Origin of the sequence: Stenotrophomonas sp. SKA14 (genome assembly GCF_000158575.1) — a bacterium.
In the GTDB taxonomy this organism is placed as follows: Bacteria; Pseudomonadota; Gammaproteobacteria; order Xanthomonadales; family Xanthomonadaceae; genus Stenotrophomonas; species Stenotrophomonas forensis.
The window spans coordinates 1667674-1681040 of the sequence record NZ_DS999412.1 but is presented as its reverse complement, the minus strand read 5'-3'; the positions used below and the strand labels follow the sequence as shown (position 1 = coordinate 1681040).

Annotated in this window: 13 protein-coding genes; 4 read left to right on the top strand and 9 right to left on the bottom strand. The window is 65.9% G+C overall.

Going from position 1 to position 13367, the window contains the following annotated elements:
• Positions 1–119: 119 nt before the first annotated feature.
• Positions 120–722, bottom strand: coding sequence for a TetR/AcrR family transcriptional regulator (locus SSKA14_RS07640; RefSeq protein WP_006464233.1), 603 nt, complete (start codon positions 720–722; stop codon positions 120–122).
• Positions 723–863: 141 nt separating this feature from the next.
• Here SSKA14_RS07640 and SSKA14_RS07635 point away from each other — a divergent pair, with 141 nt between their 5' ends.
• From SSKA14_RS07635 to SSKA14_RS07625, 3 genes are all read left to right on the top strand, one after another.
• Positions 864–1781, top strand: a complete 918-nt coding sequence (locus SSKA14_RS07635; protein ID WP_008265798.1) for an alpha/beta fold hydrolase — start codon at positions 864–866, stop codon at positions 1779–1781.
• Positions 1778–4255: an acyl-CoA dehydrogenase gene (locus SSKA14_RS07630; RefSeq protein WP_008266728.1), complete on the top strand. Its 2478-nt coding sequence runs from the start codon at positions 1778–1780 to the stop codon at positions 4253–4255. Before SSKA14_RS07635 ends, SSKA14_RS07630 begins: the two co-directional genes overlap by 4 nt.
• A 75-nt stretch (positions 4256–4330) precedes the next feature.
• On the top strand, positions 4331–4798 hold the full coding sequence (locus SSKA14_RS07625; RefSeq protein WP_008267052.1) for a hotdog fold domain-containing protein: 468 nt from the start codon (positions 4331–4333) through the stop codon (positions 4796–4798).
• 481 nt (positions 4799–5279) lie between these two features.
• Here the strand turns inward: SSKA14_RS07625 and SSKA14_RS07615 are convergent, their stop codons facing one another.
• Both SSKA14_RS07615 and SSKA14_RS07610 read right to left on the bottom strand, forming a co-directional pair.
• Positions 5280–5630: a DUF1304 domain-containing protein gene (locus tag SSKA14_RS07615; RefSeq protein WP_008267966.1), complete on the bottom strand. Its 351-nt coding sequence runs from the start codon at positions 5628–5630 to the stop codon at positions 5280–5282.
• A 30-nt stretch (positions 5631–5660) separates the two neighbouring features.
• Positions 5661–6989 carry an MFS transporter gene (locus SSKA14_RS07610; protein WP_008265264.1) on the bottom strand — a complete coding sequence of 443 codons (1329 nt, stop codon included), beginning with the start codon at positions 6987–6989 and terminating at the stop codon, positions 5661–5663.
• Positions 6990–7274: 285 nt separating this feature from the next.
• Here SSKA14_RS07610 and SSKA14_RS07605 point away from each other — a divergent pair, with 285 nt between their 5' ends.
• Entirely contained in the window at positions 7275–8675 is a 1401-nt protein-coding gene (locus SSKA14_RS07605) for a serine hydrolase domain-containing protein (protein WP_006464418.1), read from the top strand.
• Positions 8676–8976: 301 nt separating this feature from the next.
• Here the strand turns inward: SSKA14_RS07605 and SSKA14_RS07600 are convergent, their stop codons facing one another.
• From SSKA14_RS07600 to SSKA14_RS07580, 6 genes are all read right to left on the bottom strand, one after another.
• Entirely contained in the window at positions 8977–9480 is a 504-nt protein-coding gene (locus SSKA14_RS07600) for a hypothetical protein (protein ID WP_008264525.1), read from the bottom strand.
• A 581-nt stretch (positions 9481–10061) separates the two neighbouring features.
• Complete coding sequence (locus SSKA14_RS24250) at positions 10062–10184, bottom strand: hypothetical protein (protein ID WP_008265696.1); 123 nt, start codon at positions 10182–10184, stop codon at positions 10062–10064.
• A 71-nt stretch (positions 10185–10255) separates the two neighbouring features.
• Positions 10256–10651 (bottom strand): glycine cleavage system protein GcvH, encoded by a 396-nt coding sequence (gene gcvH, locus SSKA14_RS07595; RefSeq protein ID WP_006464497.1) that lies wholly within the window; start codon positions 10649–10651, stop codon positions 10256–10258.
• Positions 10652–10744: 93 nt separating this feature from the next.
• Positions 10745–11857, bottom strand: coding sequence for a glycine cleavage system aminomethyltransferase GcvT (gene gcvT / locus SSKA14_RS07590; protein WP_008268250.1), 1113 nt, complete (start codon positions 11855–11857; stop codon positions 10745–10747).
• A 79-nt stretch (positions 11858–11936) separates the two neighbouring features.
• Positions 11937–12380: an NfeD family protein gene (locus SSKA14_RS07585; protein WP_008265054.1), complete on the bottom strand. Its 444-nt coding sequence runs from the start codon at positions 12378–12380 to the stop codon at positions 11937–11939.
• Between the two features lies 1 nt (position 12381).
• The gene (locus tag SSKA14_RS07580; protein WP_008268117.1) at positions 12382–13341 is read right to left on the bottom strand and encodes an SPFH domain-containing protein; all 960 of its coding nucleotides are present in this window, start codon (positions 13339–13341) and stop codon (positions 12382–12384) included.
• Positions 13342–13367: the final 26 nt, after the last annotated feature.

Below are 13367 nucleotides of genomic sequence, written 5' to 3'. Positions count from 1 at the left end.
GATGCAGCAACGGCCCCGCAAGGGGCCGTTGTTCTTTGTGCCTCCGGCAATACGTGGATGGCACGCAAGAAAAAAGCCGCGGCAATGCCGCGGCTTTCTCGTGACCGGTACGGCGATCTTCAACCGTTCGGAATCAGCGTCTCGATGAGGTGCTCGACATAGGCCTCGAAATCCTCGCGGGCCTGCTTGGGCTGCTGCAGCTGCAGCGACAGCTGCAGGAAGCCGACATACGCTGCATAGGCCAGGCGCGCACGATGCCGCGCATCGGTGGAGCTGAGCCCGGCCTGGCGGAACGAGGCAATCAGGTAGTCCAGGCGACGCTGCGACACGCGGTCGATCACCGGGCGTACCATCGGATGATCCAGCGCTTTCAGCAGTTCGCTGTAGATGATGTGCGGCTGCACTTCGTGCGCCACCATCTGGAACAGCTGGCGCAGGCGTACGCGCGGATCGGGCACATCCTCGAGGCTGCCGAACACCTGTTCCTGTTCGAACAGTTCCCAGCGTTCCAGCGCCGCCTGCAGCAGGGCATCGCGCGAGGGGAAATGCCAGTAGAAGCTGCCCTTGGTCACACCCAGGCGCCGCGCCAACGGTTCCACCGCGACGGCACCTACACCTTGTTCAGCAATCAGGTCGAGTGCCGCCTGGGCCCAGTCTTCGGCACTCAGGCGGCTGTTGCGGCCGGCGCGCGGTTCGCCGGCGGAAGCGTCAGGTTGATTCATGGGCTGATTTAACCATACGCCGGGGTTCGTTGCAGTACGCCGTTGCGCCCGAAACCGTTACGGCCCCCGCCGGACCAGCTGCCGCAGTGCACCATACCCTGCAGTATTGACTTCCCTCTCAAGCAATCCATACTATCCGGTATGGTTACGTCCCCTACTCCCGCTGCGTTCCATGACCTGCGCCTGGACGCTGCCCATGGCGCGCGTTTGGCGGCGACCGCCAGTGACCATGGCCGCCGCGGCCGGGTGCTGTTCGCGCATGGCTTTGGCCAGACCCGCCACGCCTGGAATGCCACTGCGCGCGCGCTGAACGCGGCCGGCCTGCAGACCCTGGCCTACGATGCCCGCGGCCATGGTGATTCGGACTGGAATGCCGCCGACCTGCCGTATCACGGCGAACAGTTCGCCGATGACCTGATCGTCCTGGCCGGCGAGCAACCACGCCCGCCGGTGCTGGTCGCGGCCTCGATGGGCGGCCTGTTCGGGCTGCTGGCCGAATCGCGCTGGCCCGGCCTGTTCTCGGCGATGGTGCTGGTCGACATCACCCCGCGCTGGGATACCGCAGGTGTCGAGCGCATCCTTGCGTTCATGACGGCCCACCCGGACGGCTTCGCGTCGCTGACCCAGGCCGCTGATGTGATCTCGGCCTACATGCCGCACCGCCCGCGCAAATCCGAGCAGTCGTTGCGGGCGCTGCTGCGCGAAGACGGCCAGGGCCGCTGGCGCTGGCACTGGGATCCGCGCCTGGTGGCCGAGCTGGCCCGTGACAGCGAGCAGCACCAGGATGCGCTGGCCGAAGCCGCACGCCAGGTGAAATGCCCCCTGCTGCTGGTCAGCGGCGGCCGCAGCGACCTGGTCACGCCGCAGACCGTGGCCGAATTCCTGGCGTTGGCACCGCACGCGCGCCATGTACAGCTGCCGCAGGCCACGCATATGGTCGCCGGCGATGACAACGACGCCTTTACCGCTACTGTGTTGGACTATCTGGACGTGTTGCCCGCAGCGGATGCTGCAGCTTCGTCCGCCACAAACGAGCACGTCACCGGAGCACGCTCATGAGCATCGTTCTTCCCTTCCTCGCCCTGCTGCTGGCAGGCGCGTTCGTCGCCTACCACCGCATGCGGCTGGTTACCTGGACGCTGATCAGCGTGGCCCTGCTGGTCGCCTGCTGGTTCATTCCCTACGTCAACCAGACCGCCACGATCGTGGCTGCCGCTGTGCTGGCGGTGATCGCCGTGCCGCTGCTGCTGCCGTTCATCCGCAAGCCGCTGCTGACCGGCCCGATGATGAAGGTGTTCCGCAAGGTGCTGCCGCCGCTGTCGCAGACCGAGCGCATCGCGCTGGAAACCGGCTCGGTCGGTTTCGAGGGCGAGCTGTTCACCGGTGATCCGGACTGGAACATCCTGCTGAACTACCCCAAGCCGCAGCTGACCGCTGAAGAGCAGGCCTTCCTCGATGGCCCGGTCGAAGAGCTGTGCACCATGGTCAACGACTGGGAAATCACCCATGTCCATGCCGACCTGCCGCCGGAACTGTGGGCCTTCATCAAGAAGAACAAGTTCTTCGGCATGATCATTCCGAAGGAATACGGCGGCCTGGGCTTCTCCGCGCTGGCCCACCACAAGGTGATCCAGAAGCTGGCCTCGGTGTCCTCGGTGGTCAGCTCCACCGTCGGCGTGCCGAATTCGCTGGGCCCGGGTGAACTGCTGGTGCATTACGGCACCCAGGAACAGAAGGACCAGTACCTGCCGCGCCTGGCCGATGGCCGCGAGGTGCCGTGCTTCGGCCTGACCGGTCCGTTCGCCGGCTCCGACGCCACCTCGATTCCCGACTACGGCATCGTCTGCAAGGGCGAGTGGAACGGCGAGCAGGTGCTCGGCGTGCGCCTGACCTTCGACAAGCGCTACATCACCCTGGCCCCGGTCGCGAGCCTGATCGGCATGGCCTTCCGCATGTACGACCCGGATGGCCTGATCGGCGACACCCGCGACATCGGCATCACCCTGGGCCTGCTGCCGCGCGACACCGCGGGCGTGGAAATCGGCCGTCGCCACTTCCCGCTCAACTCGACCTTCCAGAACGGTCCGATCAAGGGCAAGGATGTGTTCATCCCGCTGACCCAGCTGATCGGTGGCGCCGCGATGGCCGGCAAGGGCTGGAACATGCTCAACGAGTGCCTGGCCGTGGGCCGCTCGATCACCCTGCCGTCCACCGCCAGCGGCGGTGCCAAGGCCGGTGCCGCCGTCACCGGCGCCTATGCGCGCATCCGCAAGCAGTTCGGCCTGTCGGTCGGCCGCTTCGAGGGCGTTGAAGAAGCGCTGGCCCGCATCGGCGGCAAGGCGTACAAGATCAGCGCGCTGTCGCAGGCTACCGCCGCGGCGGTCGATCGTGGCGACGTGCCGTCGGTGCCGTCGGCGATCGCCAAGTACCACTGCACCACCATGAGCCGCGAAGTGATCTCGGACATGATGGATGTGATCGGCGGCAAGGGCATCATCCTGGGGCCACGCAACTTCGCCGGCCGCAGCTGGCAGGCCGCACCGATTGCGATCACCGTGGAAGGCGCCAACATCATGACCCGCAGCCTGCTGATCTTCGGCCAGGGTGCGATCCTCTGCCACCCGTGGGTGCTGAAGGAAATGAAGGCGGCGCAGGATCCGGACACCCGTGCCGGCCTGCAGGAGTTCGACCGCAGCCTGTTCGGCCACATCCGCTTCGGCATCTCCAATGCCGTGCGCTCGTTCTGGTTCGGCCTGACCGGCGCACGCTTCGGTGCCGCCCCGGGCGATGCCTACACCCGCCGCTACTTCCGCAAGCTGGACCGTTACTCGGCCAACCTGGCGCTGATGGCCGACATCTCGATGATGACCCTCGGCGGCAAGCTGAAGTTCAAGGAATCGCTGTCCGGCCGCCTGGGCGACGTGCTGAGCCATGTCTACATGACCAGCGCCATGCTCAAGCGCTACCACGACGAAGGCGCACCGCAGGCCGACCAGCCGCTGCTGGCCTGGGCCTTCCATGACAGCGTGCACAAGATCGAGGAATCGCTGTCGGCCGCGCTGCGCAACTTCCCGATCCGTCCGATCGGCTGGCTGATGTGGGCGCTGATCTTCCCGCTCGGCCGCCGTGCAGAGGCTCCGGGCGACCGCCTGAGCCGCCGCGTCGCCGCCCTGCTGATGGCGCCGAACGAAGCCCGCGACCGCCTGGCCAATGGCGTGTTCCTGACCCCGTGCGAGAACAATCCGGGTGGCCGCATCAACAGCTACCTGAGCAAGGCGATCATGGCCGAACCGGTGGAGCGCAAGTTCCTGAAGGCACTGAAGAGCAAGGGCATCGAGGCGCTGGACTTCAAGGCGCAGCTGGACGAAGCCGTGGCCGAAGGCGTGATCACCCAGGACGAACGCAGCCTGCTGGAAGAGCTGCGCACGCTGACTCTGGACACCATCACCGTGGACGACTTCGACACCCACGAACTGCGTGCGGCCAGCTATTACGACCGCCAGCACAAGGACCCCCATTCGCAGGCGGCCTGATCGCCCGCGACACGCGTAGCCTCGACGGCGGGCCTCGGCCCGCCGTCGCTTTATCCGCCGACCGGAATATCCACCATGTCCACGCCCCTGCTCTCGCTCTACCACCGCCTGCAGCGCTGGCCTGCCGGCGACTGGCTGTTCTCGCGCGCGGTGTGCTTCAAGGCGCCCTACTTCGCCAGCATCGCGCCGCGCATCACCCGCCTGGAGCACGGCCGCTGCGAAGGCACGCTGGTCGACCGTCACAAGGTGCGCAACCACATCGGCACGGTGCACGCGATCGCGATGTGCAACCTGGCCGAGCTGACCGCCGGGCTGATGGTGGATGCCTCGCTGCCCAAGGGCATGCGCTGGATTCCGAAGGGCATGCAGGTGCAGTACCTGGCCAAGGCACGTGGCACGCTGCAGGCGATTGCATTGCCGGCGCAGCCGATCGTGGCGGCCGCTGAAGGCTACGCACTGCCGGTGACGGTGAGCGTGCGCGATCGTGCCGGGACGGAAGTGTTCAGCGCGGTCATCGACATGTGGATGTCGCCGGCGAAGTGAGGTTCCCGCGAACGGCGCAGCCCCTCGTGGGTGGACGGTTGGTCACGGAAAGCCTGGGTTTGGCTGGGGGCGGTGGGTTCGCGGGGGACGCCGTGAACCCGTCCCTGGGGGCTTGGCCGCGGCATCCATGCCGCGGACACCCCCGCGAACCCACCGCCCCCAGCCTCTGACAGATCTCTGCGGCGTCCAGCCACGGAAGAGAAAAAAGAAGAGCAAAAGCAAAAGCGGCCCACCGGCCGCTTTTTGCTGTTGCCGTTGCTGTTGCTCTTGATCTTCTTTTTCTTCTCCGTGGGCTGGCCGCGCACGGAAACTGTCAGGGGTGTGGCGGGTGGGCCGTGCAGGGGCGTTGGCGCCATGGATGGCGCCATCGAGCTTACATGGACGTACTTGCAGCGTCCCCTGCACGGCCCACCCGCCACACCCAACACATGACCCGCTCTACGCGACCAGCCCACGAGGGGCTGCGCCGTTGGCTGGAAACTCACACCACCGCGCGAACAACCAACGCCAGAATCGCCGGCACCGCCTGGATCATGAAAATGCGGCGGCTAACGCTGTACGCGCCATAGCACCCCGCCACCACCACGCAGGCCAGCGAGAACGTCACCAGCACCGGCTGATCGACCACCAGCCCCACCACGATCCCTGCCGCCAGGAAGCCGTTGTACAGCCCCTGGTTGGCCGCCAGCACCCGCGTGGTCTCGGCCTTCTCCGGCGTATTGCGGAAGGTCTTCAGGCCCAGCGGGCGCGTCCACAGGAACATCTCCAGCACCAGGAAGTACAGGTGCAGCACCGCGACCAGCACGGTCAGCAACAGCGCGATCATCAACATCGTTCCTCTCCTCGAAAAAGCCGGACCGGCTCAGCGGTCGCGCGGCAGCTTCCTTTCTTCGCGCAGCACGCCGAACGCGGCCAGGGTCATGAAGCCAGCCACCAGTACGCCACCTATGAACACCACATGCGAACCAAACAACGACAGTGCCTTGTGCACCCAGGTGAAGCTCAGGTCCGCACCGCGGTAGACCACCGTGTCGATGGCCGCGCCGGCCTTGTAGCGCCACTGGCGGTCCACGCGGGTGTAAATGGTTTCGCGCGCCGGCTTGGCCAGCGCGAATTCGCTGGCGCGGGTCATCACCTGCACCACCGCAACCATCAGTGGCATCGGCGAGGCAGCCAGCACCGAGAAGCCGATCAGAATCGCGAAGCCCGGGATCAGCAGCGCCGGCGCGATGCCATGGCGTGACAGCAACCAGCGGGTCAGGCCCAGCTGCATCAACAGCGCCAGCGCGTTCACCGCCAGGTCGATGCGTGAGAAGAACGCGGTACTGGCCGTCGGGTCGGTGAAGGCCGCGCGCACGATGCTGGCCTGCTGGTTGTACAGCAGCGTACCCACGCCCACCCCGAACACCACCATGACCGCCAGCCAGCGCAGCAGCGGCTCACGCACGATCAACTTCAGGCCATCGAGCACGCTGCCGCCCATCGGCTGCTCGCCCGACACCAGCTGCTGCTCGCGTTCGCGCAGCACCGCCCAATGCCGCAGCCGCCAGATGCACAGCAGGCACACCAGAAGGAAGCCGGCCGAGACCAGCATGAGGTTGGCGATACCCACGCGCTGCACCAGCGCACTGGTGATGATGGGGCCAAGGAAGGCACCGACGGTGCCGGCTGCGCCGATGTAGCCGTAGTACGCGCGCGCCTGCACGTTGGAGAACACGTCGGCCATGAAGCTCCAGAACACCGCTACCGCGAACAGGTTGAACACCATGACCCAGAGGAAGAAGGCCATGCCCCGGCCAGGTACCCCGCTGTCGAACAGCGCGTAGAACCCCAGCAGGGTAACGATGAAGAAGCCATACACCGCTGGCAGGAACACCCGGCGCGGGAAACGGCTGACCAGCCAGCCGTACACCGGCTGCATCACCAGCATGATCACGAACACGCAGGTGAACAGGAACTGCAGGACGAAGTCCTTCAGCGCGATGCCATGACGGCCGAACCAGCTGATCAGGATCGGCGGGAACACCGTTTCCAGATCTGCCGAAGCCGCCATCGCCTCGCGCACCGGACGCAGCACGTAGTAACCGCTGAGCAGGCAGAAGAAATACAGGAAGGACCACCATAGCGCCGGCGACTCGCGCAGCGCCGCGATCAGGCCCTGCAGCGGCCTCTTGCCCGATGCCGCGCTCACGCGGCGTCCCTCGCCCACAGACGGCGGTTGGACAGTAGCATCGCAGGCTCCGGGCGCGGTGAAGCGCGTACGTTAGCCAATGCACTGCAACATCGCCAGCTGGCGACCGCCGACGGACGTTGGACCAGGTCTCCGGAGGGTCCGGATGACACGCTGCGACACACGATTTCCTGGCGTCAAAATTCCAACTTTTTCAACGAGATGCGCATTCATCTTCGCTTTGTTTGTGCACAGGGGAAAAGCGGCGCTAGAATCGCCATCAGCAGTCGCGCACGGGTCCAACCGATGAAAAAGAACAGCCTGCGTCGTCCGATCCGTTCGGCGGCCACCGGTTTGCTGGGCATGTTGATGCCCGTTGCCTTGTCCACCACCGCGCAGACCCCGCCGGCATTGCCACCGATGCCGGCCAACATCGAATCGGCCGCCGCCACCGCCGTCGCCCACACCCAGCCGGCGGCCTACCGCACCGGCCTGGTGCCGCAGGTGCAGGCGCCGGCCGCAGGCTTCAATGTCGCCAACATCGAGTCGATGGCACAGCAGCTCACCTATGGCGAGCGCGTGCCGGGCATGGCGGTGGCGATCGTGCAGGGCGGCCGCATCCTCAGCGCACGCGGCTATGGCGTCACCGACGTCAACAATCCGCTGCCGGTCGATGCGCACACCGTGTTCCGCCTGGCCTCGCTGTCCAAGGCCTTCGCCGGCACCATGGCCGGCCTGCTGGTCAACGACGGCACGCTGCGCTGGGACAGCAAGGTCACCGATTACGTGCCGGGCTTCCGCTTGAACTCGCCGGAAGCCACCGACCGCCTGACCGTGGCCGACGTGCTCAGCCATCGCGTCGGCCTGCCATACAACGCCTACGACCGCGACATCGAAGGCAACGCCGAGTACTACGCGCTGACCCAGAAGTTGGCCAACACCAGCCTGAAGTGCCTGCCGGGCGACTGCTATGCCTACCAGAACGTGGCCTTCAGCCTGATCGGCGACGTCGTCTATGCGGCCTCCGGCAGCTTCTACGAGCAGTCGGTCGAGCGCCGCATCTTCAAGCCGCTGGGCATGAATGATGCCAGCCTCGGCCTGGCCGGCATCCAGGCCAGCTCGCGCTGGGCGCGTCCGCACGTGCGCAGCCGCAACGGCTGGGTATCGCTGACGCCGAAGCCGACCTACTACCGCGTCGCCCCGGCCGCCGGCGTCAACGCCAGCGCCAGTGACATGGCGCAGTGGCTGCTGGCCCACACCGGGCACCGCCCGGACGTGCTGCCGGCACCGCTGCTGGCCACGCTGCACTCCAGCCTGATCAACACCCCCGGCGAGATGCGTTCGGGCTGGCGCCGCGAGCGCCTGCATTCTGCCGGCTACGCCCTGGGCTGGCGCACCTTCGACTACGCCGGCCACGACGTGGTGTTCCATGCCGGCGCGGTGCAGGGCTATCGCGGCCTGGTCGCGCTGGTGCCGGAACGCGATCTCGGCATCGCCATCATGTGGAACGGCGAAAGCGGCCTGCCCAGTGGCCTGCTGCCGACCGTGCTCGATTCCGCGCTCGGCCTGCCGGCGCAGCGCTGGCTGGACGTGGACACCGACTTCGGCAGCGACAACCTGATGGCCGAGGGCGCGAGCCCCGCACAGCAGGACAAGCGCAAGGGCAAGGGTGCTTCGAGCAACCGCGCGGTGGCCTCTCCGCGCTGATCTGGCGAGCTGTGCCGTAAGCATGAGGGGCGGCCTGCGGGCCGCCCTTTTTGTTTGCGCTCGGAGCGTCGAGCTTGCTCGACTGCCACAGAACCGTAGAGTCGAGCTTGCTCGACTGATCGAGCCAAAGCAGTCGAGCAAGCTCGACGCTACAAATGCGGTGTGCGGCCGAGCAAGCTCGACGCCATGGCGCTGGCGGCCTCGAGCATCGCGCGGCACTGCGCACGCCCATGCATAAAAAAACCCCCTCCCTGCTGGGCAACAGGGAAGGGGGTTTCAGGGTACGGCTATCGGGAAATACTTAGATCAGCGGCGCCGGGGTTGCCGGCAGAGCGACCGGAGCGGCCTTCTTCTTGCGGGCGGCCGGCTTGCGCTTGGCAACCTTCTTCGCTGCCTTCTTCGGGGCAGCCTTCTTGGTCGCCTTCTTCGCGGTCTTCTTGACTGCCTTCTTGGCGGTCTTCTTCACCGCCTTCTTTGCAGTCTTCTTTACTGCCTTCTTTGCGACCTTCTTGGCCGGCTTGCGGGCAGTGGTCTTCTTGGTGGCCTTCTTGGCTACCTTCTTGACAGCCTTCTTCGCGGTCTTCTTGGCAGTGGACTTCTTGGCTACCTTCTTCGCCGCCTTCTTCACTGCCTTCTTCGCAGTGGTCTTCTTGGCGACCTTCTTCGCAGCCTTCTTCACTGCCTTCTTGGCGGTCGCCTTCTTCGCGACCTTCTTCACTGCCTTCTTGGCAGCGGCCTTCTTCGCGACCTTCTTCACCGCTTTCTTGGCGGCGGGCTTCTTCTTCGCAGCTTTCTTGGTTGCCATGGGATGGCTCCTCGTCAGTGATAGGGAGTTGAAACGCCCAGGTGGATCAAACCCGCGGGTGCTGCGTGCGGGGACCGCCGGCGCGTCAGGCGCGCCGTTACGGATGCGGCAATGCCCGCCTCGATCGGCGGAGCGGGCATCGGAACGGGAGGTGCCTTGCATTTCTCCGGGGGAAGCGGGGCCATGTCCACCGTCATCAGGATCGCGGTGGTCTTGAAGGGGCTGCTTCGCATCGGACGATTGATTCTGCGCACTCGGTTGGGCAGGCAAGGTCTGCTGAGGCGAAACCTAATCACGGTTTTTTTTACTGTCAACAACCCCCGCGAAAAATTTTCACATCCGCGCCATTCCCGGTGGCACCTGCACGGCCGTTGCGCTCCGCCCGCAACGACCCGCAAAGCACGATGCACGCACGCCGGCGACAACACCAGCAACGCATGCGTTGTACAAAAAGCACTTGAAATAAGCACTCCGCGCAGATGCATGCATGAGATTCGCAGTGACGGGCGTGCATCGCCAACAGCGGTCGTCGGCAGCGCCAACGCCAGCACAACGGCACCGCAACGGGGGGCGAAAAGTTTTCACATCTGGACGCGCCGACGCAGGGTGGAAACGCGGATTTGCGCAAAACTGCGCACGCCCGTCGGCACCGCCCGCAGCTCGGCTGATGCCGCGTCGAGGGTGTGCAGCGAACCCTGCGTCATGAGCCCGACGCGTTCGCCAAAACAAAAACGGCCACCCGAAGGTGGCCGTGTCCGAACCCGGAAGCGACGACTCAGTGGTCTTCGTTTTCCAGGGCTTCGGCGTATGCGTCCGGGTCCAGCAGTTCGTTGACCTCTTCGGCGTTGGTCAGTTCGACCACGAACATCCAGCCTTCGCCGTAGGCATCTTCGTTGATGGTTTCCGGCTTGTCGGACAGGGCCGAGTTGACCTCGACGACCTTGCCGCTGATCGGGCTGTAGACGTCCGAGGCGGCCTTCACCGACTCGACGACGGCGATCTGTTCGCCGGCCTTGGCGTCGGCGCCGACTTCCGGCAGTTCGACGTAGACCAGGTCACCGAGCAGGCCCTGTGCGTGGTCGGAAATACCGACGGTGACGCGGCCGTTGCCTTCGACACGGGCCCACTCATGGGACTTGAGGAACTTGAGGTCGCCGGGGATCTCGCTCATGGGACTGCTCCAGAGATATGCAGGGGTGGAAAAAACGGGGCTAGTGTAACCAACCGGCCGCCACTGCTGTCAGTGACGGCCGGCATGTTCGGATCAGGCGTCGGCAAGCACGCCGGGCTGGGCCTGGCCTTCGCGCACGAAGGGGAACTTGACCACGCGCACCGGCACCTGCCGGCCACGGATATCGACGGTAACCTCGCCGAGTTCGCCGGCCGGCACGCGGGCAAACGCGATGCCCTTGGCCAGGCTTGGCGAGAAGGTGCCGGACAGGATCTCGCCCTGGCCGCTGGCGGTGGTCACCGCCTGGCCGTGGCGCAGCACGCCCTTCTCGTCCATCACCAGGCCGATCATCTGGCGCGCGGTGCCGGCGGCCTTCTGCGCTTCCAGCACGTCGCGGCCGATGAAGTCGCGGCCTTCGTCCAGCGACACGGTCCAGGCCAGTGCCGCTTCATAAGGACTGATCTCCTCGTCCATGTCCTGGCCGTACAGGTTCATGCCGGCTTCCAGGCGCAGGGTGTCACGCGCACCAAGGCCCGCCGGCTTCACGCCCGCGGCCAGCAGGCGGTTCCAGAACGCGACCACGGCATCCTGCGGCAGCAGGATCTCGAAACCGTCCTCGCCGGTGTAACCAGTGCGGGCGACGAACAGCTCGACGCCATCATCGGACTGCACCTGCAGGGCGGCGAAGCGGCCCAGCTTGCCCAGCGCTGCACGGTCGGCTTCGCCGGCCAGGCCGATCACGATGTCGCGCGCCTGCGGGCCCTGCACGGCGAGGATGGCCAGATCCGGGCGCTGCTGGACGGAAACGCCGAACGGCGCGGCCTGCTCGCGCAGCCAGGCCAGGTCCTTCTCGCGGGTGGAGGCGTTGACCACCATGCGGAAGAAATCATCGCCGAGGTAGTAGACGATCAGGTCGTCGATGACGCCGCCGCGCGGATTCAGCATGCACGAGTACAGCGCCTTGCCCGGCACCTTCAGCTTGTCGACCGAGTTGGCCAGCAGGCGACGCAGGAACGGCTTGACCTGGTCACCGCGCAGGTCGACCACGGTCATGTGGCTGACGTCGAACACACCCGACTCGCGGCGCACCAGGTGGTGCTCATCCAGCTGCGAGCCGTAGTGGATGGGCATGTCCCAACCCCCGAAATCGACCATCTTGGCGCCGAGGGCGCGGTGGGTATCGTTGAGCAGCGTCTTCTGGGTCATGACCGGGTCCGGCAGCAGAGGAAACAAGAATCCCCATTATCCCAGATCGGTCGCCCGCAGGCGTGCCGCAGCGCAGCGGCTACAGGGGGCGGTCTGCTGCCTCGACCTGCAGCGTGCTGCCCTGCACCGCCACCACCCGCACCAGGCGGCCGGCCTGCAGTTCCGGGCCGCTGACCTGCCAGTACGCGTCGTCGATGCTGACCCGGCCCTGCCCACCGACGATGCCCTGCTGCAACGGCACCACCCGTCCGACCAGCTGCTCGGCACGGCGGTTGAGCAACGGCGCATCGCTGGGCCGCGCCCTCGCCCTGCCCCAGCGCCGGTAGCACTGGATCGAAACAATGCTCAGCAGCACGAACGCCACCACCTGCCACAACAGGGGAATGCCACTGAACACGGCCACCAATACGAACACGGCCGCCGCGCCGATGCCGATCCACAACATGAACGCGCCTGGCGCCAGCGCCTCGGCGGCAAACAGCAGCAATGCCAGTGCGCCCCAGCCTACGACTTCCCAACGCATGTCAGCCCCCGATCGGCGGCGGTCGCTTGCCCGCCGGTGCATTGCCCTGGGAGGCCAGCGCCTGCTTGGCCAGCTCGGCCACGCCGGCGATGGAACCGATCACGCCACTGGCTTCCATCGGCATCAGCACCAGCTTCTGGTTCGGCGAGCTCGCCAGTTCCTTGAATGCTTCCACGTACTTCTGGGCGACGAAGTAGTTGATCGCCTGCACGTCGCCCTCGGCGATCGCCGCCGACACCACCTTGGTGGCCATCGCCTCGGCCTCGGCCAGGCGCTCGCGCGCCTCGGCATCGCGGAACGCTGCCTCGCGGCGGCCTTCGGCCTCCAGCACGGTGGCCTGCTTCTCGCCATCGGCACGCAGGATCTCCGACTGCCGCGAGCCTTCTGCCTCGAGGATCTGCGCGCGCTTCTCACGCTCGGCCTTCATCTGCCGGGCCATCGCATCCAGCAGATCACGCGGTGGCTGGATGTCGCGGATCTCGATGCGGTTGACCTTCACACCCCAGGGGTTGGTGGCATGATCGACCACGCTCAACAGCTGGGCGTTGATCACCTCGCGCTGGCTCAGCGATTCGTCCAGGTCCATCGACCCGATCACGGTACGGATGTTGGTCTGCACCAGGGCGATCATCGCCACTTCCAGATTGGCCACCTCGTAGGCGGCCTTGGCCGCGTCCAGCACCTGGAAGAACACCACGCCGTCCACGCGCACGGCCGCGTTGTCCTTGGTGATCACTTCCTGGCTGGGCACGTCCAGCACCTGCTCCATCATGTTCACCTTGCGCCCGACGCCGTAGACGATCGGAATCAGGAAGTGCAGGCCGGGGGTCATGGTGTGCGTATAGCGCCCGAAGCGCTCGACGGTCCATTCGTATCCCTGCGGCACCATCCGTACTGCCTTGAACAGAATGACCACGGCCACGAAGGCCAGTACCACGGTAAAGAACATGGTGGGGAACATCGCGCTTTCCTTATCTATGACGTCCA